Source organism: Stenotrophomonas sp. STK16_22, from assembly GCF_051984505.1.
Classification (GTDB): domain Bacteria; phylum Pseudomonadota; class Gammaproteobacteria; order Xanthomonadales; family Xanthomonadaceae; genus Stenotrophomonas; species Stenotrophomonas maltophilia_A.
This window is the reverse complement of record NZ_CP196972.1, coordinates 1,562,388-1,588,428: the sequence shown is the minus strand read 5'-3', so window position 1 is coordinate 1,588,428 and position 26,041 is coordinate 1,562,388. Positions and strand designations below refer to the sequence as shown.

The following is a 26,041-nucleotide window of genomic DNA, read 5'->3' as shown; positions in this document are numbered from 1 at the left end:
GCGTATTCACGTAAATAAATACAGAATCATGGAATTAGATAGCCATCGAATTGCGCATCACGTGCGTAGGCCACGGCGATGGAAGTAGACCTGCTCAGCGATGCGCCGCGTGGCCGCCGTATGCAGCAGCGCATCGAACGGCCAGTCGGCCTGCAGATGATCCATCGCCCAGCGCAGCAGGCGCTTGCCATGGAATGCCGGCGCCACCTGCCGCGCCACCCGTTCCGCTTCCCGCCCTTGCCCACGCAGATGGCGGGCAATCGCCTCGCCGACCGCCCAGCCATGCCGCCACGAGGAATGGATGCCTCCGGCGGACAGTGGTGAGACGATGCCCGCCGCGTCGCCGGTCAGGATCACGCGTTGGCCGGTGAACGGCCCATCCGGCCGGCCGCAGGGCACCAGCCCTGCGCGGGTGGCCGAGGGACGCGCCGAAGGCGGAATGCCGACCACATCGCGCACGTGCTCAAGAAAGCCATCGATATCAGGCGGCCGCACCTGGTTCGGGTCATGGCGCAGCGCCAAGCCGACCTGCAGCCCGGTCGGGTTCTGTGCGACCCACCCGATGTAACCCGGTGCAAAGCGCTTGCTGACGAAGCAATGGAGTGCGTCGCCCTGCGGCAACTGGAGGCCGGCGAACTCACGTTCCACGCCGTAGAGGTTGTCAGGCACCTTGCCGAGCCCGGTGCGCTGGGCAACGCGTGAGCGTGCACCATCGGCACCGACCAGGTAGGCGCACCGCCCTGCCCCTTCCACCTGCCAGCCGTCACCACTGCGATGGGCGCCGGTGAAGGACTGCTGCAGGCGAAGGTCGACACCATTCGCGCGCAGCTCGCTGGCCAGCCAGCGCATCAGGTTCGGCGTATCGGTGGTGAGGAAGTAATAGCCCGGCGCGGCCAACAACACGCTGCGCAGGTTCGGCGCATACAGCCGCACATTGGCAACGCGTTGCACCAGGCATTCGGGCATGCGCCCCAGCCAGGTCTGCTCCATCGCTTCCTTCACCACGATGCCGGTGGTGTGCAGGCGTTCGCCGGGGTCGGCCTTGCGTTCGAGCACGCAGACGCGCAAGCCATACTGGGCGGCAGCCAACGCGCAGGCGGTACCCGCGAAACTGGCGCCGACGATGACCACGTCGTGGTCGTAGGCGGAGGATTGATGAGGCATCGCGGCGTCACCCTTGGAACGAAGGATGCAGCATCCAACCTTCATGTGGTGGGGCGATGGGGCGACGGTGAAGTGGCAATGAAGCGCGTTGGACGCAAACGAAAAACGCCCCCTTGCGGGAGCGTTTTTCTTGAATCTGGAGCGGGAAACGAGACTCGAACTCGCGACCTCAACCTTGGCAAGGTTGCGCTCTACCAACTGAGCTATTCCCGCTTGGGAGGCGAAATTTTACCTATTCCAAGAATGGCGTCAAGCGCTTTTTCTCAGGGTCTGCGTGGCACCTTGCATTGCGTATCCACGCATGGCATGGATCTACTATGGCATCCCCGCAAACCGATGGATCCGCATCATCTGTGGATGCGGCATTTACAGTTGATCCACGCCATGCGTGGATAAACGCACCGATGGGGTCAGAGCCCATTCCTGAGGAAAGGGATCCGCCCCCAGGGCTCAGTTGCCCAGCTTCTTCTGCCGCGCACGCTCGCGCGCAGCGCGCTCGTCATCGCGCAGGCTCGGCCAGGCGGCGTGCAGGTACTGCAGGCCCGACCACAGGGTCAGCACCGCGGCGATCGCCAGGGTCCAGTCGCCGATATGGAACACCGGCCAGCCCATCCAGATGTCTTCCACCGGCACGTTCGGTGCCACCGAATACAGCAGGCAGAGCAGCGCGACCATCTGCGCGGTGGTCTTGACCTTGCCGATCATCGCCACGCGCACCTTGGCGCGCTGGCCGAGTTCGGCCATCCATTCGCGCAGCGCCGATACCGCAATTTCACGACCAACGATCACCGCCGCCCAGAACGCCATCCACGGCGTCGGGTGACCCTGCACGATCAGGAACAGCGCCACCGCCACCATCAGCTTGTCCGCGACCGGGTCGAGGAAGGCGCCGAAGGCCGATTCCAGCTGGTAACGGCGTGCGATCCAGCCATCGAGCCAGTCGGTGATCGCGGCCAGGCCGAAGATCGCCGCCGAAGCGAAGTTGGTCCAGGTGTAGGGCAGGTAGAACACCAGCACCAGCACCGGGATCATCACGATCCGCAACAAGGTCAGCCAGGTGGGCAGGGTCAACTTCATGCTTGCGTGCTTCTCTCTCTACTCGGCCGGATCAGGCGTGGCCAACCCGTGCAGGTTAGCGTAGATACGTGCCGCGAGGGCGTCATTGATACCTTCCACCCTGGCGATTTCCGCTTCACCAGCGGCTTTCAGGCCGACCAGGCCGCCGAAATGCTTGAGCAGGCTGGCGCGGCGGCGCGGCCCGATACCAGGGATGTCCTCCAGCTTGCTGGTCATCCGCGCCTTCTGGCGGCGGCCGCGGTGGCCGGTGATGGCGAAGCGGTGCGCCTCATCGCGCACCTGCTGGATGAACTGCAGCGCCGGATTGGCCGCGCCCGGGCGCAGCTCGCGGCCATCGGGCATCACCAGCGCTTCGTGGCCGGCGCGGCGTTCCACGCCCTTGGCCACGCCCACCAGCAACACGCCTTCCACGCCCAGGTCGGCCAGCGCGGCCTGGGCCTGGGCCAACTGGCCGGCGCCGCCGTCGATCAGCAGCACGTCCGGCAGCACGCCCTGCTCTTCCACTGCACGGCGGAAGCGGCGGTCGATGGCCTGGCGCATGGCGGCGTAGTCGTCGCCCGGCTCGATGCCGCTGATATTGAAGCGGCGGTACTGCGCGCGCACCGGACCGGCGGCGTCGAACACCACGCATGAGGCCACGGTGGCCTCACCCATGGTATGGCTGATATCGAAACATTCAACACGCTTGACCGGCTCGGCCAGGCCCAGCATGTCGCGCAGCGCGTCGCTGCGCGCGTGCTGCGCGTTGCGGCTGTTGAGTTCGGTCGCCAGGGTCAGCTGCGCGTTGCGGCTGGCCAGTTCCACATAGCCGGCGCGTTCGCCGCGCACGTTCCACTTCAGCTGCACCTTGCGCTCGGCCGAGGCCGACAGCGCGGCCACCAGCAGGTCGGCATCGGGAATCTCGCGATCCAGCAGGATCTCGCGCGGCGGCTCGAATTCGATGTAGTACTGCGAGACGAACGCGGCCAGCACTTCCTCCGGGCTATCTTCACCGTTGGTGCGTGGGAAGAACGGGCGGGTACCGAGGTTGCGGCCATCGCGGAAAGCCAACAGCAGCACGCAGGCCTGCGAACCCTGCATGGCCACCGCCAGCACGTCCAGATCGGCGGCACGGCCATCCACGTACTGGCGGGTCTGCATGCTGCGCAGCGAGGAGATCAGGTCGCGCAGGCGCGCGGCCTGCTCGAACTCCAGTGCCTCGCTGGCGGCCTGCATCTGCTCGCCCAGTTCGCGGGTCAGCTCGTCGCTCTTGCCTTCCAGGAACAGTGCGGCGCGACGCACCGATTCGGCGTAGTCCGGCGCCGGCACCAGCTCCACGCAGGGCGCGCTGCAGCGACCGATCTGGTACTGCAGGCACGGCCGCGAGCGGTTGCGGAACACGCTGTCCTCGCAGCTGCGCAGCTTGAACAGCTTGTGCATCAGGTTCAGCGTTTCGCGCACGGCGGTAACGCCGGGATACGGCCCGAAGTAGCGGCCGGGAATGGCGCGCGGACCGCGATGCAGCGCGATGCGCGGCCAGTCCTCTCGGGTCAGCAGCACGTGCGGATAGGTCTTGTCGTCGCGCAACGAGACGTTGTAACGCGGCGACAGTGATTTGATCAGCTGGTTTTCCAGCAGCAGCGCCTCGGCTTCCGAGCGCGTCACGGTCACGTCCATGCGCGCGATCTGCGAGATCATCGACATGATCCGCGCGTTCTTCGGGCTGCCGTTGAAATAGCTGCCGACACGGTTGCGCAGCGCGCGCGCCTTGCCCACGTACAGCAACGTGTCGTCGGCGGCGTACATGCGGTACACGCCAGGGGCGGTACTGAGCTGGGCCGCGAAGGCCTTGCCGTCGAAGGCCGGGGCGGGAACGTCTGTCATTCGCTGATCGGGACTTCACTGAGCACGCCGCTGTCCGGGTCGAATCGCAGCACGGCATGGGCGTCGGTCTCGGCGATCCACACCGCACCGGCGCCTACCGCCAACCCCGCCGGGCCATGCAGGCGTCGTGGCAACGGCTGGGTGGTCAGTTCGCCACCGCCCAGGCGCAGCGTGCGCAGGCGGCCGTTGCCGGTATCGGCAATCCACAACAGCGGCGCATCCGGACTCAGCGCGATGGCCTGTGGGAACTGCAGGCTGGCGTCCGAACGCGGACCGTCTTCGCAGCCGAAGCGCCACGGCCCCTGCCCGACCAAGGTCTGCACCAGATCGCCGCGCAACTGCAGCGCGCGGATCGAGGAACCCAGCGCATCGGCCACGTACAGCACCTGCTGCACCACGGCCAGCGCAGTCGGCTGGGCAAAGGCAGCCAGATGCCCGCTACCATCACGCTCGTCGATGGAACCACTGCCCGCGCGCCATTGCAGGCTGCGCTGGCCCAGGTGGTAGCTCCAGATGCGGTTGTCGCCAGCCATGGCGATGTGCAGCTGGTTGTCGGCAATGGCCAGGCCGACCGGATGGTCCAGCGCAACCTGCCGCGCCTGCGCGACCGGGCCTTCCATCGGTGCACCGGGACGGCCGTTGCCGCACAGGGTATCGACGATCCCGGTCAGCAGGTTGATACGACGCACCGCGTGGTTGCCGGTGTCGGCGACGTACAGCGAATCGCGCTCCAGCACCAGCGCCTGCGGGCGGTGGAACGCGGCTTCGGCGAGGTTGCCGTCCATGAAATCGGCGGTGCCCAGCCCGAACTGGCGAAGGATGCGGCCACCATGGCTGCATTCGAGGATGCGGTGATGGCCGCTGTCGGCGATGTAGAGCCGTTCGGTGCTGACCGCCAGGCCCAGCGGGAAGCGCAGCGCCTGGCGGGGTTCCGGGTGCAGTTCGCTGCCGCCACGCGGCGGCGCCGACGGTGCGCCTTCGCACAGCGCGTTCAAGGCACGCTCCAGCTCACCGGGTGCACCCTGCCCGACCAGCCGTTGCTGTTCGCGGCCCTGCGCATCCAGCAGCACCAGGGTCGGCCAGGCGGTGATGCCGAAGCGGCGCCAGCCATCCCAGTCGGCATCAAGCAGCACCGGCATCGTCAGGCCCTGGCGACGCAGCAGCTTCAATGCGGCGCCGGCCTCGCGTTCGAAATCGAAGCGCGGCACCTGCAGCACCAGCGGCTGCAGCTTGCCGGGGTGGCGCGACAGCCATTGGCCGAACTCGGCCAGGCGTTGCGCGCTCCAGGCGGAGGCGGCGTTGACAAACAACAGCGCCACCGGCCGACCGCGCAGTTCGGTCAGGGTGCAGGGGGTGGCGTTGAGCCAGGTGGCGAACTCGGGCAGGTCCGGGACGGGCTGGACGTTCATGGCCCGATTATGCCGGAGTCGGCGTCATGCAACAGTCGTGCCACGGCACGTTTTGCAGCATCGTCGACCAATGTCCAGACCTGTTCGAAATGCTCACTTCCGCCGGTGTACGGGTCCGGGATCGCACCCCTGCCCTGCCCGCCGGACCACGGCAGGTACAGCGCCAGGCGTTCGCGCTGGGCGGGTGTGGCCAGCCGACCCGCATCGCGCAGGTTGGCCTCATCGGCGCACAGGATCCAGTCGAAGCGGTCGAAATCCGCGACCTGCAGCTGGCGCGCGCGCAGGCCGCCGATGTCCACGCCATGCCCGGCCGCGCAGCCGATCGCTCGCCGGTCCGGTGGCTCGCCCACATGCCAGTCGCCGGTGCCGGCCGAATCGACCTGCACCCGACCAGCCAGCGGCGAGGCGTCCAGGCGCGCGCGCAGCGCTCCTTCGGCCATCGGCGAACGGCAGATGTTGCCGAGGCAGACGACCAGCAGCTTCATCGGGCAGCCAGCGTCTGCAGCAATGCTTCAGCGCGTTCCAAGTCCTCGGGCGTGTCGATGCCCGGCGGGAACGGTTCGGGCGAGATCGCCACGCTGATCGGGAAACCCGCTTCCAGCACGCGCAGCTGTTCCAGCGATTCGATCTGCTCCAGCTGGCCCGGCGGCATCGCCGCGAACTGCTGCAGGAAACCGGCGCGATAGCCGTAGATGCCGATGTGGCGCAGCCAGTTGTGACCGGCCGGCAGCGTGTCACGGCTGCGTGCAAAGCCATCGCGGTGCCAGGCGATCGGGGCGCGGCTGAAGTACATCGCCTCGTTGCGCACGTTGCGCACCAGCTTCACCACGTTCGGGTCGAACAGGGTATGCGCGTCTTCGACGGTCGTGGCGAGGGTCGACATCGGTGCATTGCCTTCAACCAGTGCCTGGGCCACCGCGCCGATACCCGCCGCCGGCGCGAACGGCTCGTCGCCCTGCAGGTTGACCACGACGGTGTCATCGGCCCAGCCGGCGATGCGCGCGCACTCGGCCAGGCGGTCGGTACCGGAGGCATGCGAGGTGGCGGTCATCGCCACCTTCACTTCGGCCAGGCCGGACAGTGCGTCGGCAATGCGTTGATCGTCGGTGGCGACCCAGACCTCGCCGGCACCGGCCTGCAGCGCGCGACGCGCCACGTGCAGCACCAGCGGCTCACCGCCCAGCGGGCGCAGCGGCTTGCCCGGCAGCCGCGAGGCGGCATAGCGGGCCGGGATGGCGACGACGAATTCGGTCATGGGGCGGTACTCGGCAGGCTCGTTACAACGGGAATGCGGCCGGCGGCGTATGAATGCAAGCGCCGCCGCGCCACTCAGTTCGGTCGCAGCTTGTCCAGGCGGTCGGTCAGCGCCACCCAGAATGCGGCAGGCAGCTCGGCGCGCAGCGGGACCGCGTAGTGCCAGTCATTGCCGAACGCGCGGCATTTCACCGCGTCCTTCTCGGTCATCAGCACCGGCAGCTGGCTGCCAAAGGACAGGTCCTGCGGCTGATAGGCCTGATGGTCAGCGAAGGCGTGCGGCACGACACCGATGCCACGCGCGCGCAGCATGTCGAAGAAGCGCTGCGGGTGGGCGATGCCGGCCACGGCGTGCACGCGCTGGCCCTTGAAATACGACAGCGGACGGGCACGGCCACCGGCCAGCGGTTGTGCGCTGTCGATGTGCAGGGCCATCGGCCACTGGCCGAAGCCGCAGGCCTGTGCTGCAGTCTCCTCATCGGCCTGGCCGAGGTTGACCACGCGGAAATCGCACTCGCTGGCGCGGCTGACCGGCTCACGCAGCGGCCCGGCCGGAATCATCCGGCCATTGCCGTAGCGGCGCTGCGCATCGACCACTTCGATCTCGATGTCGCGTGCCAGCCGGTAGTGCTGCAGGCCGTCGTCGCAGACGATCACATCGCAGCCGGCCTCGATCAGCGCCTTGCCGGCTGCAACACGATCACTGTCCACGCGCACCGGCACGCCGGTCTTCCAGGCAATCAGCACCGGCTCGTCGCCACCCTTGGCGGTCGGCGTATCGGCCTTTACCCACAGCGGCTTGTCGGCATCTTCGCGGCCGTAGCCACGACTGGCCACGCCCGGCTTCCAACCAGCGGCACGCAGGCGCTCCACCAGCGCGATGGTCAGCGGCGTCTTGCCAGTTCCACCGGCGGTGATGTTGCCAACCACGATGACCGGCACCGGCAGCGTGTAGCGCTTGCGCCAGCCACGCCGATAGGCGCGCCGGCGCAGCGCGGTGACGCCGGCATACAGCGGCGCCAGCAGGCGCATCGCCCACGGAACCGGGGTGCCGTCGTACCAGTACGGCGGGGTCTGGGTACCCTTGCCGGCCATCAGTCCTGCCTTTCGCGGAACTGCATGCTGTGCAGATGCTGGTACAGGCCACCCATGGTGAGCAGCTCTTTGTGGGTACCGCGCTCGACGATGCGACCGTGGTCCATCACCAGCACCTGGTCTGCATGCTCGATGGTCGACAGGCGATGCGCGATGACCAGCGTGGTGCGCTCGGGCATCAATCGCTGCAGCGCGTCCTGCACCAGGCGCTCCGACTCGTTGTCCAGCGCTGCGGTGGCTTCATCGAGGATCAGGATCGGCGCGTCGCGCAGGATCGCACGCGCGATCGCCAGGCGCTGGCGCTGGCCACCGGACAGCAGCGCGCCGTTCTCGCCCACCGGGGTCTGCAGCTGCTGCGGCATGCGTGCGATGAACTCCCAGGCATTCGCGGCTTCAGCTGCCGCTCGGATCTGTTCATCCGTCGCGTCCATGCCATAGGCGATGTTGGCGCCGATGGTGTCGTCGAACAACATGACCTTCTGCCCGACCATCGCCACCTGGCGACGCAGGTCGGCCAGCGGATAGTCGTCCAGTGCCACCCCGTCGAGGGTGATACGCCCGCCGCTGGGTTCGTAGAAGCGCGGCACGAGCCGGATCAGGCTGGTCTTGCCGCTGCCGGATCGACCAACGATGGCGGTGACCGTACCCGGCTTGGCCACGAAGCTGATGTCGTCCAGGGCGATGCCACTGTCTTCGCGGTAACGCAGCATGACGTGCTCGAAGGCCAGTTCGCCACGCACGCGCTGCACCGTGTTGCGGCCTTCGTCGCGCTCGACCGGCATGTCGAGGATGTCGAACAGGCGCTCGGCGGCGGACACACCGCGGGAGATCGAGGACTGCACGCTGGTCAGGCGGCGCAGCGACGGGATGATCGCCGTCATCGAGATCATCAGGCCCATGAACTGGCCGGCATTGAGGCGCCCTGCCAGTGCTTCACGGGTCGACACCCAGACGATCACCGCCAGCGCCAGCGCGGCCAGGAACTGGACCACGCTGGAGGCACCGGCACGGGTGATTTCCACCTTCATGTTCAGCGCCAGCATGCGGTTGGCCAGGCGCGAGTAGCGCGACATCTCATGCTGCTGGGTGCCGTGCACCTTCACTTCCTGCTGGGCCGCCAGTGACTGCTCGGCGGTCTGCGCCATCGTGCCCATGCCGTCCTGGATACCGCGGCTGATGCGCCGGTAGCGCTTGCCCACGTAAGACACGATCACGCCGATCATCGGCACCACCACCAGCATGGCCACGGTCACCTTGACGCTCATCTGCAGCATCACCGCCAGCATGGCGATGATGGTCAGGGTGTCGGCAACCACGGTCTTGAGCGCATCGGCGCTGGCCTGGGTGACCTGCTCGGTATCGAAGTTGAGGCGGCTGACCATCACCGGCGTCGATTCGGTATCGAAATGCGAGGACGGCAGGTGCAGGTACTTGGCCAGCACCTGTTCACGCAGGTCGCGCACCACGCTGCGACCGGTCTTGGCCAGCGCGTAGTCGCTCACCCAGGTGGCGGCGCTGCGCATCAGGAACAGGCCAAGGATGGTCAGCGGCAGGATCACCGCCATTTTCGGTTCGGGATTGACGAAGCCACGGTTGACCAGCGGCTCCATCAGCTTGGTGAAGTGGTAGCCGGCTACCGACTCCACCGCCATGGCGATGACGGCGGCGACCATCATGCCCCAGTAGGCACGGGTGTATCCCAGCAGACGTTTGTAGATCGGCCACACCGGCGCGTGTTTGGAACTCATGGACGCACCTCGGGTGCTGTTGCAATGGCAATACGGCGGAAGCCGAGCTGACCCAGCGCATCCTGCGCGGTCACCACGGCCTGATAGGGCGTGCGGGCATCGGCACGCAACAGCACCGGCTGGGTGCGGTCGCTGCCGGCAACGGCCGCGATGGTCTGCTTGACCGACTCGACGTCGCTGCGCAGCACTTCCTGGTCATTGATGAAGTAGCGGCCTTCGGCGTTGATCAACACGCTGAGCGAGCGCGGCGGCTCATTGCTGGGCTGCTGGCTGGCCGTAGGCAGCTCCACCTGGAGTGTCGAGCGCGCATCGAAGGTGGTGGTGACCACGAAGAAGATGATCAGCACCAGGATGACGTCGATCAGTGGCACCAGGTCGATATGCGGCTCATCCTGGGATCGGTCGTTGCCGATACGCATCGATCAGGCCTTCGCCGTGGCCGCGCCGGCCGGGCGCGTGGCAGCAGCAGGGTTCATCACGCCGGGGCGGCCATCCAGCGTATCCAGCAGCGCGCTGGCTTCCTGCTCCATCTCTACCACGTAACCGTGGATACGGCCCTTGAAGTAGCGGTGGAACATCAGCGCTGGAATGGCGACGATCATGCCGGTGGCGGTGCACACCAGCGCCTTGCCGATACCACCGGCCAGCTGGTTCACATCACCCACGCCATGGTCGAGGATGCCCAGGAACATCTGGATCATGCCGATCACCGTGCCCAGCAGGCCCAGCAGCGGCCCGGCCGATGCGATGGTGCCCAGCGCGTTGAGGAAACGCTCCATGCGGTGCACCAGGTGGCGGCCGGTGTCTTCGATGCGCTCGCGGATCTGGTCGCGCGGGCGGTTGCGTGCTTCCAGCGCGGCGGCCAGCAGCGCGCCCAGCGGCGAGTTCGCACGCAGGGTCTGCAGGTGGGCCGGGTCGAGCTTGCCGCGTGCCGCCCAGTTGCGCACTTCCTGGCCGAGGCCGGGCGGCAGCACTTCAGTACGTCGCAGGGACCAGAAACGCTCCAGGATGATCGCCAAAGCCAGTACGCCCAACAGCAGCAGCGGCACCATCGGCCAGCCACCGGCCTTGACCAGTTCCCACACGTTTCAACCCTCCGGCCCAACGGCCGCTTGTTCGATCGGCGATAGGATAGCAGCCGACCGCGCCCGCCCAGCGGCATCCCACCACCGGGATGCGTGGATGCGCTGTTCACGCAGCTGCAGCCCTTGTGCGCCAAGCCATATGCGGATCGCCCCGGAATCGGCCGTGGCCAGCACCTCGGCCCCTTGCGCCTGCCAGCGCTGGACCACGTCCTGGCGGGGGTGCCCGAAGCGGTTGCGGTGCCCAGCCGAGACCACCGCCAGCCGTGGCGCCACGGCCTCGACCCACGGCGCGCTGGAACTGCCACCGCTGCCATGGTGCGGCACAAGCACCACATCCGCCTTCAGCGCTGCCGGGTATGCCTTCAGCAGCGCCTGCTCGGCCGGGCGGCCGATATCGCCAGGCAGCAGGACCACGCCGTGACGGCTGGCGACGCGCAGCACGCAGCTGTCCTCGTTCTCGGCCTGGCGGCTGCCCGGCGCCGGGTGCAGGACCTGGAAATCAACCCCGTCCCACTGCCAGCGCATCCCCTGCTGGCAGGGCGTGGCGCCGGCGATGGTGCTGCCCGGTGGCGCCAGCAGCTGCAGCCCGGGCAACTGCCTTCGCAGGCCCGGCAGGCTGCCGGTGTGATCAAGATGGTCATGGCTGAGCATCGCCTGCTGCGGCGGCCCCTGTCCGAGCGCGCGCAGGGCCGGGACCAGAATGCGTTCGTTGCCGTCGCCGCCGGTCGGCGGCCCCACGTCGTACCAGAGCGCGTGCCGCGCCGTACGCACCAGCACCGCGGTGCCCTGCCCTACGTCGTGCACCAGCAGCTCCAGTTCGCCTTCAGCCGGTGCATGCCGGGCGGGCCACAGAAGCGGCAGGCACAGCAGCAGGCCTGCCAGGCCACCGCCAGCGCCAGCGCCGCGTGGCAGCAGCCACCAGAACACCCCCGCCACTGCCGCCGGCACCGCCCAGCGCGGTGCCTCGGCCAGCCACCACATCGCCTGCGGGTGCAGCGCCAGTGGCTGCAGGGCCTGCCAGCTGAGCTCGAACAGCCAGGCGGCGGCGCGCCATGCCCAGCGCCCGGCGCCATCCTGCAACGCGTGCAGGCCGGTACCCAGCAGCGACAACGGCACCACCAGCAGGGTCCACCACGGAATGATCGGCAGATTGACCAGCGGCCCCAAGCGCGCGGTGCCGCCGAACAGGGCCACGCACAGCGGCAACAGGCCGAGGCTGGCCACGCCCTGGGCGGCCATAAAGCCGCGCAGGCCCCCACCGACGCCGTCCGGCCCGGTTCGTGGAAGGCACCACAGCAGCCACAGCACGCCCCCGAAACTGAGCCAGAAGCCGGCCGACAGCACCGACAGCGGCGCCGGCAGCAGCATCACCATCGCGGCCAGGGCCAGTCCCTGCCCCGCACCCACCGGGCGACGCCCGGCACGGGCCAGTGCCACCAGCCCTATCATCAGCGCCGCACGCACTGTTGGAAGCGCGCCGCCGGCGGCCACGGCATAGACGGCTGCGGCCAGCGCCGCACCCCATGCCGCCGCCTGCGGCCGAGGCCAGAACCGTCCCAGCACCGGGCACAGCCACCACGACACGCGGCACAGCAGTACACCGAAGCCAGCCACCACGCCCACGTGGAAACCGGAGATGGCGACCAGATGGGTCAGGCCCAGCGCGCGCAGGTGTTCCCAGTCGGTATCGGACAAGCCGCGGGTATCGCCCAGTGCCAGCGCCTGTACGAAGCGAGCGGCAGGATGGGCCACCTGGGTGGCGATGGCGTCACTGCTGCGCTCGCGCCAGGCCGGCAGGCCCTGTGCAGGCGCGCGCTCACGCGCCGCGCCGGGGTCGCGCACCGTGCCATTGCCGGAAATACCGCGCAGCAATGCATGGCGTTCGCCGTCGAAGCCGCCAGGATTGATCCGCGAGCGTGGCGCGCGCACGCGCAACGACAACTGCCAATGTGATCCCGCACGAACCGCGTGGCGCCCGCCCTCCGCCTCGTGCGCTGGCGATCCGCGCCACGGGTCGTTCCAGGTGACCTGCAGGCGCTTGCCACGCAACGAGGGCAGCGCATCGGCCTCGTCGACCTTCAACACGAAACGGGTATAGCCGGGGCCACTGTGTGGAAGATCAACCACTCGGCCAAGGACCTGCACGTCCTGCGCGGGCCCTCCGGGTGGAAGCTGGCCCTGCAGGACCCAGTGTCCGTGCAATGCCGCCCACGACAGGCCGAACAGCGCAGCCGTCCAGGCGCGGCCGCGCCAAGTCACGATCCAGCCTGTGGCGCTGGCAATGGCCAACGGCATGCACAGCCACAGCGGCGGCAGCACCGGCAGCTGCACGCAGGCCAGCGCACCCAGCACTAGACCGGCGGCACAACCACTGCCAAACAGCGGTGGAGCGGATCGTTCGGCGACCATCACGCCAGCCTGCCGCCGGGGCAGCAGCGTGCCTATCGGGCTTTAGCCCGTATTGGCGTCAGCGGCGGACGCTACCGCGATGGAAGTTGACACGGAAACTGGCGCCACCACCGGCCGCCTCGCCGACGCTGACCGATCCGCCATGGTGCTGCACGATTTCCTTCACCAGATGCAGGCCCAGGCCACTGCCGCTACCCGCTGCGCGCAGACGATGGAACGGCTCGAAGATCGCTTCACGGTCGCCCACCGGAATGCCGGCGCCCTGGTCGCTGACCTCCAGCAGGCCACGTGCATCCAGGCGCACGCAAATGGTGCCGCGTCCGCCGCCGTGGACGATGGCGTTGTGCACCAGATTAGCGATCACCCGCCCCAGCGCCAGGCTGTCGCCATGGATCCACACTGGCATCTCGGGCGCATCCACTTCGAAGCCGTAACCGGCCCCCACCACCAGCGGCGCCAGATCGGCGGCCGCTTCGCGCACCAGCAACGCCAGATCCAGCCGCTGCAGTGCGCCGACATTACGATCAAGTCGCTGCAGGTCAAGCAGGTGCTCGGCAACGTTACCGAGCCGCGCCACGTCGGTCAGCAGCTGCGACTTCAGCTCGCCCTGCGGCAACTGCGACAGGCGCGCCTGCACCACTGCAATCGGCACCCGCAGTTCGTGCGCGGCATCGGCGAGGAACTTGTCACGCGCGGCATACCCCTGCTGCACCTTGTCGATCGCGTCGTTGAAGGCTTCCACCAGCGGTGCGACCTCGGTCGACACCAGCTGCGCATCCAGACGCGCCCCCGGCTGGCCGATATCCAGCTCCTTGGCCTGTTGTGCGGAGCGGCGCACGCCGCGCATCGCGCGGTGGATCACGGTCGGCATGACCAGCAGCGTGATCACGATCAGCGGCAGGAAAAACCACAGCCCGATCAGGCGCAGCACCATCAGCGCACCGTCCAGCAACCCGCCCTTCGGCGCCCCACCCACCATCACCGTGATGCGCCGCCCGTCCTCCTTGCGGATCATGACCCGCGCCACGTCCAGGTACGGCGGCACCAGCGAGCCGAGTTCGGTGGCACCCAGCGTCGGCAGGCGCGCGAGCAGCGGGGCGTGGATCGCCGGAATCGTGCCGCGTTCCAGCCAGACACCCTTGTCGTCGACCGCCGCGAACCAGAGGTTGCCCCCGGCCTCGGCGTCGAGCTTGTTCCAGCGCGCCTGGTCCAGCACCAACCGCCCGCCTTCACTGTGCACGGCCTTGGCCACGGCTTCGGCCATGAACATGTCCATGCCCCAGGTGTCCTTGTCGCCCCAGGTCAGGATCAGCGCAACAACTGCGAACAGCACGGTGAAGGCCTGCGCCAGGAACAACCGCCAGGCCAACCCCAGCGTGATGGAACGGATCGGACGTGTCGGACGCGCCATCTCAGGCCTCCGCCAGCAGGTAGCCGACGCCCCGGATCACATGGATTTCAACGCCCGCCCCGGCCTGCTGCAGCGCCTTGCGCAGCTTGGAAATGTGCGCATCGAGCGCATTGGACTGGATCTCATCGTCGAAGCCGTACACCGCGGCCTCCAGTGCCGTGCGGGTGACCGTGCGCCCCTGGCGCATCGCCAGTGCCTGCAGCACCAGCACCTGGCGCCGCGGCAGCGCCAGCGGTTGGCCCTCCACCTGTGCCTGCAGCGATTCGAAGTCGAATTCCAGCCGGCCCAGATGCAGGCTCGGTGTCACCATGGCCGAGGGCCGCCGCGAGACAGCACGGATCCGCGCCATCAGCTCCTCGATCGCCACCGGCTTCACCAGGTAGTCGTCGGCACCGACATCCAGGCCCTCGACCTTGTCTGACAACCTGCCCTTGGCCGTCAGCATGATCACCGCCAGGTTCGGGCGCAGCGCGCGTGCGGTGGCGACGAAAGCCACGCCATCGCCATCGGGCAGCTGGCGGTCCAGCAGCATCAGCTGGTGCACCGGCTCGCGCAGCGCAACCGCGGCTTCGGCCAGGCTGCCGACCACGTCGGCGACCACGCCCTGCCGCTCCAGGCCCGACTGCAGGGCTCGGGACAGATCGGGATCGTCTTCGACCAGGAGAATGCGCATCAGGGGCTCGGCTACCGGAAACGGTGCCGATCATAGTGCCTGGCGCCAGGTTTGGGCGTCTTCGTGTGCCAGTTGCGAAGGCGCAATGTTCTGACAATGTTGTACCCGCACCATGCACAGCCATCCCCCGCAAAGTGGTTGATCGATGCCGTCGCTGTCCCCGACCCTGCTGCGCCCGTTGCTGTTCTCCGCTGCCATCGGCCTGCCGTTGATCACCCACGCCGCCGACCGGAACCCGGGCGTGCAGGCCGGTATCAGTGCCGGCGCGACCTCGGGGGCGTACGCCCACTACGACGTCAAGCCGCTGGTCGTACCGTCCATTGCCTGGCAGGGCGAGCGCTTCTTCGCCAGCCCGGGCTCGCTGGGCATGTACCTGTACAAGCGCGAGGGCCTGCGCCTGTCGGCGGCAGTCACGCCCTACACGCTGCGCTTCAAGACCGACGACGTGAACGATCCGCAGCTGCGTCGCCTGCACAGCCGGCAGATGTCGGCCATGGCCGGCATCAACGGTGAGTACAGCGCCGACTGGGGCATCGTCGAGGCCAGCGTGATGCGCGAGGTCACCGGGCACGGAGGTGGCATGGAGTCGCGCCTGCACTACAGCTATCCGATCCAGGCCGGTCGCTTCACCTGGGTGCCCAAGGTCGGCGTGGTGCACTCCAGTGCGCGCCTGCTCGACTACTACTACGGCATCACCGACGAAGAAGCGCTGCGCTCGGGACTTGCCGCCTACAACCCGGGCAGCGCGACATCACCGAGCCTGCAGATCGCAGTCAGCACGCCCTTGGGCACGAAGTGGCGCGCGACCGGCGTCGTCGCCAACCAGTGGTTCGGCGATGCAGTAAAGGACAGCCCGATGGCCCGTCGCGGTACGCAGACGTCGGCCTTCGTTTCCCTGATGCGCTCGTTCTGATCGAGCGCCCGCAACGGACAAGGACCCCCCATGGCCTCCGTCTCCCCTGCTGCTGAAGCGCACGCGATCCTGCGTGCCCCCGACCTGGACAGCGCCGAGCGCGTCTACCTGGGGCTGCTGCCCGACCTGGAACACGTGAACGCGCTGACGCGCCGCGCACTGGGCCTTTCGCGTGCTGCCGATGCGGCACGCGGCTACGCGTTGTCGATGACGCTGGTGGGATTGCGCCTGCAGGAACTGGAGATGGGCGAAGCGACCGCAAAGGAACATCGCCAGGCCACGCTGCGCAGCCTGCGCCAGGCCTTCAGCGCCTGAGCGCAGGCCAGCGACGCCGCCGCTGCCGCAGGCAGCGGGAAGACTCAGCGGAACGTGGTCCACGCCAGCACTGCCGCCAGCAGGGCCACCCAGATCACCGCCTTGAAGGTACCCTCCAGCATGTTGCCGCCGAACAGCAGTTCGATGATGGGATTGGGCCGGGAAACCGGAACGTGATCACTCATACGGCAGCTCCTTGCAGTGACGGCGCGATTGCGCGGTAGACCGGAGTCTACGCCTGCACGGCCCGGATTCATCGCCCCCCGGCCGTCTTTGGCGGTTCAATTCCGGCCTTCGTCGCAGGCCGGCTGCAGCACCCCACATGTCATGCCAGCCTGCGTGCACTTTCCCGCTGGAGCACCGTGCCATGCCGATGCTTGCCCTGATGCTGCTGCTCTCCAGCCTGTTCGGCGCTGGCAACGGGCCCACTGAAGAGGCCCTTCGCAGCCAGATCCTGCGTGCCGAAACCCAGCAGCCGGACGTCGTACGACAGGATTGCGGTTCGCCCTCCCTGCTGCTTTACCGGCTGCGCCAGGACCGGGTCCTGAGGCTGGCCAAGCAGCCCCTGCAACACGAACCCGGCGTTGCCCAGCCCACGCGTGGTGCGACGGTTCGCGTCGCCCAGCTCTGGGAGCGCGTGGACGGTCACTGGAAGCTGCAGCGGATGATCAGCGTCGAAGACCTGGTCGTGCAACGCTGACCATGTGGAACCGTGATCGATGCCTGAAACGAGAAAAACCGGCACAAGGCCGGCTTCCGTCGTGATCCACCGCTGCACCGGCAATGCCGGGAGCCAGGTGGTGGGCGGTACAGGGTTCGAACCTGTGACCCCTACCATGTCAAGGTAGTGCTCTACCGCTGAGCTAACCGCCCATCTTGTTCTTGCCGCCCGAAAGCTGGCCTTGCTACGTAAAAACCCGGCGCCAGGGCCGGGCTTTGCAGTTCACGACAGCCCCCTTCCAGGGACTTCGTGGTGGGCGGTACAGGGTTCGAACCTGTGACCCCTACCATGTCAAGGTAGTGCTCTACCGCTGAGCTAACCGCCCGATTTTGCTTCTGAACGTCCGCGATTGCGTCGGTGCAGGCCGCGTATATTACGGATGCCGGCCGTGAAGCGCAACACTTTTGTGAAGAAGATGCTGCACTGCCGCGTTCAGCCCAGACTCGCTTCCTTCAGCTGCCGGATCTGGTCACGCACGCGGGCGGCATCCTCGAATTCCAGGTTCTTGGCGTGCTGGTACATCTGCTGCTCCAGCGCCTTGAGACGGGACGCCAGCTGGGCCGGGCTGAGGGATCGATAGTCACTCCCCTCCTCGGCAACGCCGGGCCTGCCCTTGCCCTTGCCCTTCTTTGCTTCCTTCTCGGCCGCATCGGAGCGCGCGCCTTCCAGCACGTCGGTGATCGGACGCGCCACCGAGCGCGGCACGATGCCGTGCTGCTCGTTGTACTCGACCTGCTTGGCGCGACGGCGGTCGGTCTCGTCGATCGCCGCCTGCATCGAACGGGTGATCTTGTCCGCATACAGGATCGCCTTGCCACGCACGTTGCGGGCGGCACGGCCGATGGTCTGGATCAGCGAGCCGGTCGAGCGCAGGAAGCCCTCCTTGTCGGCATCCAGGATCGCCACCAGAGACACCTCGGGCATGTCCAGGCCCTCGCGCAGCAGGTTGATGCCCACCAGCACATCGAACTTGCCCAGGCGCAGGTCGCGGATGATCTCCACGCGCTCGACCGTGTCCACGTCCGAGTGCAGGTAGCGCACGCGGATGCCGTGCTCGGTCAGGTATTCGGTGAGATTTTCGGCCATGCGCTTGGTCAGCGTCGTGACCAGCACACGGTCACCGGCCTTGATGCGCGCGTTGGCCTCGCTCATCAGGTCGTCAACCTGGGTGCCCACCGGGCGGATCTCCACCACCGGGTCGATCAGCCCGGTGGGGCGTACGACCAGTTCAGTGATCTCGTCACCGGCCTCGCGGTACTCATAGGGGCCTGGCGTGGCCGACACATAGATGCTGCGCGGGCAGCGCTCTTCCCACTCCTCGAAGCGCAGCGGCCGGTTGTCCAGCGCCGAGGGCAGCCGGAACCCGAACTCGACCAGCGTCTCCTTGCGCGAACGGTCGCCCTTGAACATGGCACCGATCTGCGGAATGGTCACGTGCGATTCGTCGATCACCAGCAGCGCGTCGGCTGGCAGGTAGTCGAACAACGTCGGTGGCGGTTCGCCGGCGTTCTTGCCGGTCAGGTGCCGGGAGTAGTTCTCGATGCCGTTGCAGTAGCCGACCTCGGCCATCATTTCCAGATCGAACTGGGTGCGCTGCGCCAGGCGCTGCGCCTCCACCAGCTTGTTCTGCGCGTACAGCTGCTCCAGGCGCTCCTTCAGCTCGACCTTGATCGTCTCGATCGCCGCCAGCACACGCTCGCGCGTGGTGGCGTAATGGGTCTTCGGGTAGACCGTGAAGCGCTGCATGTTGCGCAGCGTCTCGCCGGTGAGCGGATCGAACAACGTGATCTTCTCGACCTCGCCATCAAACAGCTCCAGGCGCAGCGCCTCGCTGTCCGACTCGGCCGGGAACACGTCGATGACTTCACCACGCACGCGGAACGTACCGCGCTGCAGCTCGTACTCGTTGCGCGTGTACTGCAGCTGGGTCAGGTGGTTGATCAGGTCGCGCTGGTCGATGCGCTCGCCCTTGGACAGGATCAGGCGCAGCGACAGGTAGTCTTCCGGCGCGCCCAGGCCGTAGATCGCCGACACTGTCGCCACCACGATCGCGTCCGGGCGCGACAGCAGGGTCTTGGTCGCCGCCAGGCGCATCTGCTCGATATGCTCGTTGATCGAACTGTCCTTCTCGATGAAGGTGTCCGACGACGGCACGTAGGCTTCCGGCTGGTAGTAGTCGTAGTAGCTGACGAAATACTCCACCGCGTTGTGCGGGAAGAACGCCTTGAACTCGCCATACAGCTGCGCCGCCAGCGTTTTGTTCGGCGCCATGATCAGCGTCGGCTTCTGCACGTTCTGGATGACGTTGGCGATGGTGTAGGTCTTGCCCGAGCCGGTGACGCCCAGCAGGGTCTGCTTGGCGATGCCCGCTTCGAAGTTGCTGGTCAGCTTCGCGATGGCATCAGGCTGGTCGCCCGCCGGTGAATACGGCGAGACGAGTTCAAAACGGTCGCTCATGGTGGTGCCAGTTCCCGGGAGTGATGAGTATACGGGGCATGGAGTGACGGCCCGCTGAGGGGTTTCCGGGCAGGTGAGCGCGGCGTTGGCTGATGGTGAATGCCCCGGCGTACGTCGAGGCTGGAGGCATGTCCCATCGTCTTCGCCCTGCCCGGCTCCACCGCGGGCTCCATCTGATCGAGCTGCTGGTCGCCGTCATGGTGCTGTCGGTCCTGCTGGCGTTGGCCTGGGGCCCTTGGCAACGCACGCTGCGGCACTTCCAGGCGGAAGCGCTGCGCGCCGAACTGGTCGCCAGCCTGTCGATGGCGCGCAGCGCCGCCATCACCGAACACCGCCGCGTGACGGTCTGCGGATCGTCGGACGGCATGATGTGTGACCAGGCATGGAGCCAGGGCTGGCGGGTGCAGGTCGAACCGGCCAACAGCGCGACCGCCGCCGCAAGGGAACTGCGCGTGCACAGGACACGCCAGCGTCATGTCGACCTGCGCACCAGCGATCATCGGCCCGACGTGCGGTTCCGGCCCGACGGCCGCAATGCCGGTACCAACCAGTCCATCGTGTTGTGCGTGGATGGACAGGAGCACAGCCGCGTCATCATCAGCGTCCCCGGACGGGTCAGGAGCCAGCGCCCGCGCAGGTCCACCCCCTGCTGATACCTGCAATGCCATCGTGGAAACGAGAAAAGCCGCGATTTCTCGCGGCTTTTTCGAATCTGGCGCCCGAAGTTGGACTCGAACCAACGACCCCCTGATTAACAGTCAAGTGCTCTAACCGGCTGAGCTATTCGGGCGGGGTGCGCATTTTAGCCAGCGTTTGCAGGGGAGTGCAAGCCTTTTCTGCGATGCTGCCCAAAGCCCTGCGCTTTACCAGCATCCCGGCCCCTTGCTGGCATTCGGCGTCTTTCGTCCGGCCTGGTCCAGGCTCAGTGTGCCGCAGTCGTCCTTCTTCTGGATCTCGGTCGGTGCAGCCTGGAGGGTAAAGGAGGTGCCGTTCGGAGTTCCCACATAGGAAAGCGTGTATCTGGCGGTACCGTCTCGTGGCGATTGGGAGAACGGCAGCGTCATGCCCGCATAGGTGTTCTCCACGGTATGCCGCCGCTCCAGCATCTGCGCCAGCTCGACCAGATCGGCCTTGGCCTGGGCACGATTGGCCTTGCGCACATAGGCCTGGTACGAAGGCAACGCGATGGCAGCAAGAATGGCAACCACGGCCACGGTGATCATCAGCTCGATCAGGGTGAAGCCGGTGGCGGTTCGACGCCTGCTGTACACATGCATGGGCAACCTCGATATCGGATTCATCAACGGATCTGCCGCCACGACTGTCGTCCACAGGGCCGAGGCATGTAAAGCGGATCGGCGCCGGCCGCACGCAGCACGAACGTACACTGGCTGGCCTGCAGCATCTTGTCGACCGTGCATCCCGTGTCGCCTGGTTTGCAGGGCGTAAGCTTGGGCACAAAGATGTTGGTGTCCTTCACTGGCGGCCCTTGGCTGAGGTCACCCTTCTTGGTCAGGGCGACACCACCGCAGTTGCCGGTGCACAGCGCTTCTCCGCCGATCGTTGGGCTCAGGCCGGACATCTGGCCACCACCGGTCAGCAGGTTGAGACCGTACAGCCAGTTCACGCCACCGCCGCTGCCGCAGATGGCGGTACCCGGCACATAGGACGTGAAGAACACGATGCCGTTCTGCACACGGGGGTTGCCGACGAAGCGCTCGCCCTCGACTGCCGATCCGGCCTGCAGGTCCACGTACCAACCGCGGGCCGAACCGTAGTTCACCGCATTGCGGGTGACATCACGCAATTGATAGCCGCTGGCCGATGTACCAGTAGTGATCACCTGCTGTACCAGGTTGTCGCGCGTGCCAACCGCACTGGCGAGGTTGTCCCATATGCCATACAGCGACTGCACTGGCGAAGTGCTGCTGACCGCATTGTCATCGGCGGCGAAATACTGACCGGTACCGAAGAATAGACTGATGCCACCGCCTGGGCCCGTGCTGATCTCGATGCCGCTCATGATCGGCTGCGGGCTGTTGTTGCGCGTTGCGGTGAACAGCGGAGTTCCAGACAGGGCGATGTTCCAATCGGCCGGATCGGTGCTGGAAAGATCAAACTTCCAGATATTGCCCTGCATGTCACCGCCATACACAGTGTCGGTGATGCCGTCATTGTTCTTCAACGCCACCGTGGCGATGTTGATCAGGCCGTTGCGTGCCGCGTACTTGGCACCTACCGGCGAAAGCCGCTTGAGCACCTTGCCGGTCTGGATATCGACCACGAACAGCGCTGCCTTGCCGCTGGTGGAGTTGACGCCATTGCCGAAGATCGCGACGAAACGCGGCGCAGCATTGGCATCGGCGCCCTTCACCGCCACCACAGCCGGCTTGCCCAGCACGAACCCAAGATCCGACTCCGTCTTGCCCGAGACTTCCCACAACACACTCGATGCACCGAACGCGGTCGGATCGCTGACATTCAGCGCGAACACAGAGCCATTGCCTACGCTCGCCGCATTGGGCGCCTTGCTGGACCCACCACCACCCGTAGTGCCCACCAGCACCGTGTTCCAGGCATCCCCGTAGTAGACGTCGGACGACGTTAGTGGGCCATCCACATAGTAGCGATGCCCATACTTGGGATTGGCCAGCTCAGCGATGTGCTGCATCGCAGCTGAGGGAATGAAGGCCAGCTCTTCCGTGCCGCCGGACGCCCCATTCGAACCGTTGAAACCATGCACCATGCCGTCATTGGCGCCAACATAGATCATCGTCGGCGGCCCTGATGTCGCACGCTTCGCTTTCAGGAAGCTGTCATAAGACGTGCCCAGCGTCGCCTTCCACTTGACTGTCGACTGCCTCGCCCAGCTTGCATAGCCGAAGTCATCCGTTTTGGAGACGATCTCGGTGGTGGAATTGACGATGTCACCCAGCGGCGACGTGCGCGAACGCAGGCCACTCACCGCTGCCCCCCGCAGATAGTTGACCAGATTGGTCGAGGTCATCTTGCCGAACCAGGCAGGAATCGAGTCGCTGAATCCCAACGCAGACAGCTTCGCCCGCTCATCGGTGCCCGGCAGATTGGTGGCCAGGAACTCGGTCGCATTGACCGGGGTCACCGTGCCATCGGACGCAGTCCTGGTGGGGGACGTCGCCATGTAGATGCGGCGCGTGGCACTGCCGATGCTGCTGGACGCCTTCCACAGCACGGCACCATCCGCACCCTGGCCGTCGACCTGGGTGGCAATGACATCACCGGTCCAGTCCACAGTGCCCGAGGGCACGCTGTAGTGGGACGATACGGTGAACGAGTTGGTCGAAATACGCGCGCCACTGCCGCTGCCACCGACCGGCGCATCACCTTCCGCTGCACTGTTGAAGATCGCCTCCAACGCCTCCTTCAGTTTGGTCGGATTGCGTGCCAGGAAGTAGTTATCCGGCACGCCTGGCTTCTTGCTGTCCCACTTCTTACCGGCCGGGACACCGTACTTGGCGGCATACCAGAGCGGGCTTTCAAGCTGGCCAGCGGCAGTGGTAGAGGCTTTGTACTTGATGACTACCGGCTTTTGCCAATCATCGCGGAAGTTATTTGTGCTGGTCAGCACAGAGCCATTGCTGTTGCCCGGGCGCAGCGCCAGACGCTGCACTGTGCTGGAGGCATTCGAGCCTGTGATCGTGTAGCCGGTCAACATTGCGTTGCCCGCGTAGGCCGACAGGTTCTCAATGCGGACGAGTACCTCATCCTCTTCAACCTTGCCAGCCAGGGTCGTACCGATCCAGCTCTCCACTCTATTCTTTACCACGGTTGTGTAGTTGCACAGTCGTGTATTGCCGGCAGCACTGTTGCTCACTTTCGCATCAGCACGCCAGCAGATGTCGTTGAAATCCCCGGTGTCGTTGCACGCCGCACCCACGCAGTAGCTCAGCATGGCAACGACGTCGTTGTCATGGTCATTGCCCCACAGGGAGTCTTCCCACACCAGCGAGAAGCTGCCGGACTTCGCATCTGTACGGTAAGGACGGCCATAGACCAGCTTTCCGCCGGTGTCGTTGGCCTGCTTGGTGCCAATGCCGACCGAGCCCAGGAAGCAGCTGCGCCAGCCAGCGCTCGCTGCCGTTGCGCCACCGGTGTTGTTGGCCTGGCAGAGCGGAGCCAATCCGATCTTGCTGTTGCCCACCGCGATCTCGAACTGCGGGAGATTCTCGGCCATGGCAACGGCGTAGGTGGTGGCAGTGACCTTGTACGTACCTGGCTTGTTCTGCACGTTGGGGCGCAGATCGGTCACCGCGGCCGCTTTGGCCAGCCCCGCCATCAGGAAGCTGCCTTCCATGGAGGGAATGTCCGGGCAGATACCGCGCGCCTTGCTGAGGCTGCCGATTGTCTGCCCCTGGCAGATATCACTGTGGGTATCAAGCGAAGCACCGCGCGGTGTATCACCCACGCGACCGATCATGTAGCTCTTGCCGGCGATTCCTTCGGCCGTGCCGACTGCATCGGTCGCGGACTCCGCAGACGCGAGGCCGGTCACGGAACCGACGTTATCACTGTCGAAGGACGGCAGACCCGAAGACAGCACCAGAATGTTGCAGGTCGCACAATAGGAGTTGCCTCCATCTGCGGGCAAGCGATAGGGATCCTTCCAGCCGATATTGGTCGGCAGGCCGCTGAGATCTCCGCTGTCGCTGTAGATCTTGGAGCCCGCCGTGATGTAGCGCAGTGCTTCAGCATACATTTCCGCCAACGGGTTGCCCCAGGCGCTGCACTTCTGGCCACCGGTTCCCGGGTCGGCCAGGTTGCCATTTCCCTTCTGGTCCTGACGATTGAGGATGCCGTAGGTGTTGCAGTCATTCCAATTGTTGGACCAGTTCCAGTTGTCCAAACGGAAGCTGGAAATCGCGTTGATCACCCCCTCGTCGTCGGCCTTGGCACTTCCCGTCAGGTTCAGGTAGCAGAACTGCCCCGTAGACAGGTCGATTTCATCACCCGTGCCGCAGAATTTCGTACCGTTGCCCGCGATCTTGCCGATGTTCCGCCGCAGGACACCACCATCCCGCGGATTGGCGTAGGTTCCCGTCACGAGTCCAAAGCGCAGTCGCCCGCTCTCACCGTAGGTCTGCAGCAGCCCAGCCGGCTTGAAGCGGTCGGTGATGCCATCGTTGTATTTGCGGCAGAAACTCTCGCGCACTGTGGAGTTGGCATCACACACCTCGACACGTACCGTGTAGTCTGGGACCGAGGTCGAGCGGGGAATGTCGGCGTAGCCATCGGCGTTGCTGGCTCGTCCGGTATCGCACTGATTGCTGGCAGTCGAAGCCCATTCGGTAAATGAACCTTCTGCCACACGCATCAAGGGCGCCCCCTTGTCCGAACGCGTTACGCTGCAGAAGCTGAAAGCTGTCCCGCTTCCAGGAAGGTTGGCGAACTCGCGAAGATTCGACCCACTGTAGACCTTGACCCACGCATGCAGATCGCTGGGGATCGGTGCCCGCTCCAACACCGTCTTTTCCTTCGTATCGGTGAAGCGTTGACCGCCGTACAGAACGTAGCGCATCACATCCAGACGACTCATCGTCACCCAGTTGAGGAAGTTGCCCGACCACGCGCCGCTGCAACTGTGCTTGTTGGCGCCCTTTGCCTCTGCATTGGCCTTGAAGACACCACTGTTGTACGAGTAACAGAGGTTGTAGTCGAAGTAGCCTGAGTAATCGAACTTGTCTTGGTAGGTGATATCCAGCACCCCGTCCCCATCCAGGTCGCTGTAGTCGCTGTAGGCCTTGTTGAACAGCTGCTCGTCGCGCGACATCACCATCATCATCAATGGCGGCTGGCTCTGCTTGCTGTACAGCGGCTCCTGCGCGATGTCGTAGTCACCAAGCGCGGCCTGCAGTGGAATGATCAACGCGGCAAGGCCCGCAAGCGCAACAACACCCACACCGGCCCGCAGCCAGGTGGAGGAACGAAGTCGAAGGAAACGGCGCTCGCTGTTCATGGGATGAAGATCGTGTCGATGACCGCACTGGCGGACGCATTGGAGGGATCGTCACTGGCAAGCGCCGTGACCTGGTAGATGTTCCCGGTTTCTTCGTTCTGTCGGCCGCCGGTGCGCCGGCTGGACGCCGCAAAGCACTTGTCGATGCGACGCGTGTAGGTGGACTTGGTTTCACTGAGACCATCGGCCCACGTCTGCGGATCGTAGGAGGGACTGCATTCCTCCTGGTTGGCCTTGAAGATGCCCCCGTCAGCCAGTGCCTTCTCGATGGATTTCTCGGTCTGCCGGGCGTCGGCCTCAGCGTTCTGGAAGGCAACGTTGCTGCGCAGATAGTTGGCGGCCATCCGTTCCTGCATGCTCGTGACCTGCATGCCGGCGATACCCAGCAGGGCCATCAGTACAAGCATGATCAGCACGACATACAGCACCGCGCCCCGCTGGGAACGCGGTGAATG

22 protein-coding genes and 4 tRNA genes are annotated in these 26,041 nt (G+C 66.0%); 4 read left to right on the top strand and 22 right to left on the bottom strand.

Annotated elements, in window-relative coordinates:
- Window positions 1-57 precede the first annotated feature (57 nt).
- The 14 genes from ACSYAO_RS07250 to ACSYAO_RS07185 all read right to left on the bottom strand — a co-directional run bounded on the left by ACSYAO_RS07250 (window position 58) and on the right by ACSYAO_RS07185 (window position 15,188).
- A complete protein-coding gene (locus ACSYAO_RS07250; protein ID WP_197655530.1) occupies window positions 58-1,164 on the bottom strand; it encodes an NAD(P)/FAD-dependent oxidoreductase in 1,107 nt (368 codons plus the stop codon).
- Between the two features lie 137 nt (window positions 1,165-1,301).
- A tRNA-Gly gene (locus ACSYAO_RS07245) sits at window positions 1,302-1,377 on the bottom strand.
- A gap of 237 nt (window positions 1,378-1,614) precedes the next feature.
- Window positions 1,615-2,241, bottom strand: a complete 627-nt coding sequence (pgsA, locus tag ACSYAO_RS07240; RefSeq protein ID WP_012510614.1) for a CDP-diacylglycerol--glycerol-3-phosphate 3-phosphatidyltransferase — start codon at window positions 2,239-2,241, stop codon at window positions 1,615-1,617.
- A gap of 18 nt (window positions 2,242-2,259) precedes the next feature.
- A complete protein-coding gene (gene uvrC / locus ACSYAO_RS07235; protein ID WP_197655531.1) occupies window positions 2,260-4,104 on the bottom strand; it encodes an excinuclease ABC subunit UvrC in 1,845 nt (614 codons plus the stop codon).
- Window positions 4,101-5,513, bottom strand: a complete 1,413-nt coding sequence (locus ACSYAO_RS07230) for a hypothetical protein (RefSeq protein ID WP_197655532.1) — start codon at window positions 5,511-5,513, stop codon at window positions 4,101-4,103. The genes uvrC and ACSYAO_RS07230 overlap by 4 nt, the downstream gene beginning before the upstream one ends.
- Window positions 5,510-5,998, bottom strand: coding sequence for a low molecular weight protein-tyrosine-phosphatase (locus tag ACSYAO_RS07225; RefSeq protein WP_197655533.1), 489 nt, complete (start codon window positions 5,996-5,998; stop codon window positions 5,510-5,512). Before ACSYAO_RS07225 ends, ACSYAO_RS07230 begins: the two co-directional genes overlap by 4 nt.
- Complete coding sequence (gene kdsB / locus ACSYAO_RS07220) at window positions 5,995-6,768, bottom strand: 3-deoxy-manno-octulosonate cytidylyltransferase (RefSeq protein WP_197655534.1); 774 nt, start codon at window positions 6,766-6,768, stop codon at window positions 5,995-5,997. Before kdsB ends, ACSYAO_RS07225 begins: the two co-directional genes overlap by 4 nt.
- A gap of 74 nt (window positions 6,769-6,842) precedes the next feature.
- Complete coding sequence (gene lpxK, locus ACSYAO_RS07215) at window positions 6,843-7,862, bottom strand: tetraacyldisaccharide 4'-kinase (protein ID WP_032128905.1); 1,020 nt, start codon at window positions 7,860-7,862, stop codon at window positions 6,843-6,845.
- The gene (gene msbA, locus ACSYAO_RS07210; RefSeq protein ID WP_032128904.1) at window positions 7,862-9,610 is read right to left on the bottom strand and encodes a lipid A export permease/ATP-binding protein MsbA; all 1,749 of its coding nucleotides are present in this window, start codon (window positions 9,608-9,610) and stop codon (window positions 7,862-7,864) included. Before msbA ends, lpxK begins: the two co-directional genes overlap by 1 nt.
- Window positions 9,607-10,029, bottom strand: coding sequence for an ExbD/TolR family protein (locus tag ACSYAO_RS07205; protein WP_032128903.1), 423 nt, complete (start codon window positions 10,027-10,029; stop codon window positions 9,607-9,609). The genes msbA and ACSYAO_RS07205 overlap by 4 nt, the downstream gene beginning before the upstream one ends.
- Window positions 10,030-10,032: 3 nt before the next feature.
- A complete protein-coding gene (locus ACSYAO_RS07200) occupies window positions 10,033-10,695 on the bottom strand; it encodes a MotA/TolQ/ExbB proton channel family protein (protein ID WP_019337175.1) in 663 nt (220 codons plus the stop codon).
- A gap of 3 nt (window positions 10,696-10,698) precedes the next feature.
- On the bottom strand, window positions 10,699-13,104 hold the full coding sequence (locus ACSYAO_RS07195; RefSeq protein WP_262220670.1) for a DNA internalization-related competence protein ComEC/Rec2: 2,406 nt from the start codon (window positions 13,102-13,104) through the stop codon (window positions 10,699-10,701).
- Window positions 13,105-13,162: 58 nt separating this feature from the next.
- The gene (locus tag ACSYAO_RS07190) at window positions 13,163-14,515 is read right to left on the bottom strand and encodes a sensor histidine kinase (RefSeq protein WP_049462677.1); all 1,353 of its coding nucleotides are present in this window, start codon (window positions 14,513-14,515) and stop codon (window positions 13,163-13,165) included.
- 1 nt (window position 14,516) lies between these two features.
- Window positions 14,517-15,188: a response regulator transcription factor gene (locus ACSYAO_RS07185; protein WP_032128900.1), complete on the bottom strand. Its 672-nt coding sequence runs from the start codon at window positions 15,186-15,188 to the stop codon at window positions 14,517-14,519.
- Window positions 15,189-15,333: 145 nt separating this feature from the next.
- Between ACSYAO_RS07185 and ACSYAO_RS07180 the strand changes: the two genes are divergently transcribed.
- Both ACSYAO_RS07180 and ACSYAO_RS07175 read left to right on the top strand, forming a co-directional pair.
- The gene (locus ACSYAO_RS07180) at window positions 15,334-16,101 is read left to right on the top strand and encodes a MipA/OmpV family protein (protein WP_049412592.1); all 768 of its coding nucleotides are present in this window, start codon (window positions 15,334-15,336) and stop codon (window positions 16,099-16,101) included.
- A 30-nt stretch (window positions 16,102-16,131) separates the two neighbouring features.
- A complete protein-coding gene (locus tag ACSYAO_RS07175) occupies window positions 16,132-16,416 on the top strand; it encodes a hypothetical protein (RefSeq protein WP_032128898.1) in 285 nt (94 codons plus the stop codon).
- 44 nt (window positions 16,417-16,460) lie between these two features.
- Here ACSYAO_RS07175 and ACSYAO_RS07170 read toward each other — a convergent pair whose 3' ends face one another.
- Window positions 16,461-16,601 (bottom strand): hypothetical protein, encoded by a 141-nt coding sequence (locus ACSYAO_RS07170; protein ID WP_165929929.1) that lies wholly within the window; start codon window positions 16,599-16,601, stop codon window positions 16,461-16,463.
- A 182-nt stretch (window positions 16,602-16,783) separates the two neighbouring features.
- On the opposite strand from ACSYAO_RS07170, the gene ACSYAO_RS07165 reads away from it, so the two are divergent.
- Complete coding sequence (locus tag ACSYAO_RS07165) at window positions 16,784-17,116, top strand: hypothetical protein (protein WP_197655536.1); 333 nt, start codon at window positions 16,784-16,786, stop codon at window positions 17,114-17,116.
- A gap of 98 nt (window positions 17,117-17,214) precedes the next feature.
- On the opposite strand, the gene ACSYAO_RS07160 is transcribed toward ACSYAO_RS07165, so the two are convergent.
- From ACSYAO_RS07160 to uvrB, 3 genes are all read right to left on the bottom strand, one after another.
- Window positions 17,215-17,289: transfer RNA gene (locus ACSYAO_RS07160), tRNA-Val, on the bottom strand.
- 98 nt (window positions 17,290-17,387) lie between these two features.
- A tRNA-Val gene (locus ACSYAO_RS07155) sits at window positions 17,388-17,462 on the bottom strand.
- Between the two features lie 107 nt (window positions 17,463-17,569).
- Window positions 17,570-19,594: an excinuclease ABC subunit UvrB gene (gene uvrB / locus ACSYAO_RS07150; RefSeq protein ID WP_121503792.1), complete on the bottom strand. Its 2,025-nt coding sequence runs from the start codon at window positions 19,592-19,594 to the stop codon at window positions 17,570-17,572.
- A 128-nt stretch (window positions 19,595-19,722) separates the two neighbouring features.
- Between uvrB and ACSYAO_RS07145 the strand changes: the two genes are divergently transcribed.
- Window positions 19,723-20,247, top strand: a complete 525-nt coding sequence (locus ACSYAO_RS07145; protein ID WP_197655537.1) for a GspH/FimT family pseudopilin — start codon at window positions 19,723-19,725, stop codon at window positions 20,245-20,247.
- A gap of 60 nt (window positions 20,248-20,307) precedes the next feature.
- Here ACSYAO_RS07145 and ACSYAO_RS07140 read toward each other — a convergent pair.
- The 4 genes from ACSYAO_RS07140 to ACSYAO_RS07125 all read right to left on the bottom strand — a co-directional run bounded on the left by ACSYAO_RS07140 (window position 20,308) and on the right by ACSYAO_RS07125 (window position 25,981).
- Window positions 20,308-20,384: transfer RNA gene (locus ACSYAO_RS07140), tRNA-Asn, on the bottom strand.
- Window positions 20,385-20,457: 73 nt separating this feature from the next.
- Complete coding sequence (locus ACSYAO_RS07135) at window positions 20,458-20,871, bottom strand: type IV pilin protein (RefSeq protein ID WP_049399924.1); 414 nt, start codon at window positions 20,869-20,871, stop codon at window positions 20,458-20,460.
- A gap of 23 nt (window positions 20,872-20,894) precedes the next feature.
- On the bottom strand, window positions 20,895-25,586 hold the full coding sequence (locus ACSYAO_RS07130; protein ID WP_134951441.1) for a pilus assembly protein: 4,692 nt from the start codon (window positions 25,584-25,586) through the stop codon (window positions 20,895-20,897).
- The gene (locus ACSYAO_RS07125) at window positions 25,583-25,981 is read right to left on the bottom strand and encodes a pilus assembly PilX family protein (protein WP_440566736.1); all 399 of its coding nucleotides are present in this window, start codon (window positions 25,979-25,981) and stop codon (window positions 25,583-25,585) included. The genes ACSYAO_RS07130 and ACSYAO_RS07125 overlap by 4 nt, the downstream gene beginning before the upstream one ends.
- Between the last annotated feature and the right edge of the window lie 60 nt (window positions 25,982-26,041).

Coding starts and splice junctions, on each gene's coding strand:
- kdsB (WP_197655534.1), bottom strand. CDS start 6,768: ATGACCGAATTCGTCGTCGCCATCCCGGCCCGCTATGCCGCCTCGCGG.
- ACSYAO_RS07250 (WP_197655530.1), bottom strand. CDS start 1,164: ATGCCTCATCAATCCTCCGCCTACGACCACGACGTGGTCATCGTCGGC.
- ACSYAO_RS07190 (WP_049462677.1), bottom strand. CDS start 14,515: ATGGCGCGTCCGACACGTCCGATCCGTTCCATCACGCTGGGGTTGGCC.
- ACSYAO_RS07205 (WP_032128903.1), bottom strand. CDS start 10,029: ATGCGTATCGGCAACGACCGATCCCAGGATGAGCCGCATATCGACCTG.
- ACSYAO_RS07195 (WP_262220670.1), bottom strand. CDS start 13,104: ATGGTCGCCGAACGATCCGCTCCACCGCTGTTTGGCAGTGGTTGTGCC.
- ACSYAO_RS07125 (WP_440566736.1), bottom strand. CDS start 25,981: ATGGCCCTGCTGGGTATCGCCGGCATGCAGGTCACGAGCATGCAGGAA.
- msbA (WP_032128904.1), bottom strand. CDS start 9,610: ATGAGTTCCAAACACGCGCCGGTGTGGCCGATCTACAAACGTCTGCTG.
- pgsA (WP_012510614.1), bottom strand. CDS start 2,241: ATGAAGTTGACCCTGCCCACCTGGCTGACCTTGTTGCGGATCGTGATG.
- ACSYAO_RS07165 (WP_197655536.1), top strand. CDS start 16,784: ATGCCGATGCTTGCCCTGATGCTGCTGCTCTCCAGCCTGTTCGGCGCT.
- ACSYAO_RS07135 (WP_049399924.1), bottom strand. CDS start 20,871: ATGCATGTGTACAGCAGGCGTCGAACCGCCACCGGCTTCACCCTGATC.
- lpxK (WP_032128905.1), bottom strand. CDS start 7,862: ATGGCCGGCAAGGGTACCCAGACCCCGCCGTACTGGTACGACGGCACC.
- uvrB (WP_121503792.1), bottom strand. CDS start 19,594: ATGAGCGACCGTTTTGAACTCGTCTCGCCGTATTCACCGGCGGGCGAC.
- ACSYAO_RS07180 (WP_049412592.1), top strand. CDS start 15,334: ATGCCGTCGCTGTCCCCGACCCTGCTGCGCCCGTTGCTGTTCTCCGCT.
- ACSYAO_RS07170 (WP_165929929.1), bottom strand. CDS start 16,601: ATGAGTGATCACGTTCCGGTTTCCCGGCCCAATCCCATCATCGAACTG.
- ACSYAO_RS07225 (WP_197655533.1), bottom strand. CDS start 5,998: ATGAAGCTGCTGGTCGTCTGCCTCGGCAACATCTGCCGTTCGCCGATG.
- ACSYAO_RS07230 (WP_197655532.1), bottom strand. CDS start 5,513: ATGAACGTCCAGCCCGTCCCGGACCTGCCCGAGTTCGCCACCTGGCTC.
- uvrC (WP_197655531.1), bottom strand. CDS start 4,104: ATGACAGACGTTCCCGCCCCGGCCTTCGACGGCAAGGCCTTCGCGGCC.
- ACSYAO_RS07130 (WP_134951441.1), bottom strand. CDS start 25,586: ATGAACAGCGAGCGCCGTTTCCTTCGACTTCGTTCCTCCACCTGGCTG.
- ACSYAO_RS07175 (WP_032128898.1), top strand. CDS start 16,132: ATGGCCTCCGTCTCCCCTGCTGCTGAAGCGCACGCGATCCTGCGTGCC.
- ACSYAO_RS07145 (WP_197655537.1), top strand. CDS start 19,723: ATGTCCCATCGTCTTCGCCCTGCCCGGCTCCACCGCGGGCTCCATCTG.
- ACSYAO_RS07185 (WP_032128900.1), bottom strand. CDS start 15,188: ATGCGCATTCTCCTGGTCGAAGACGATCCCGATCTGTCCCGAGCCCTG.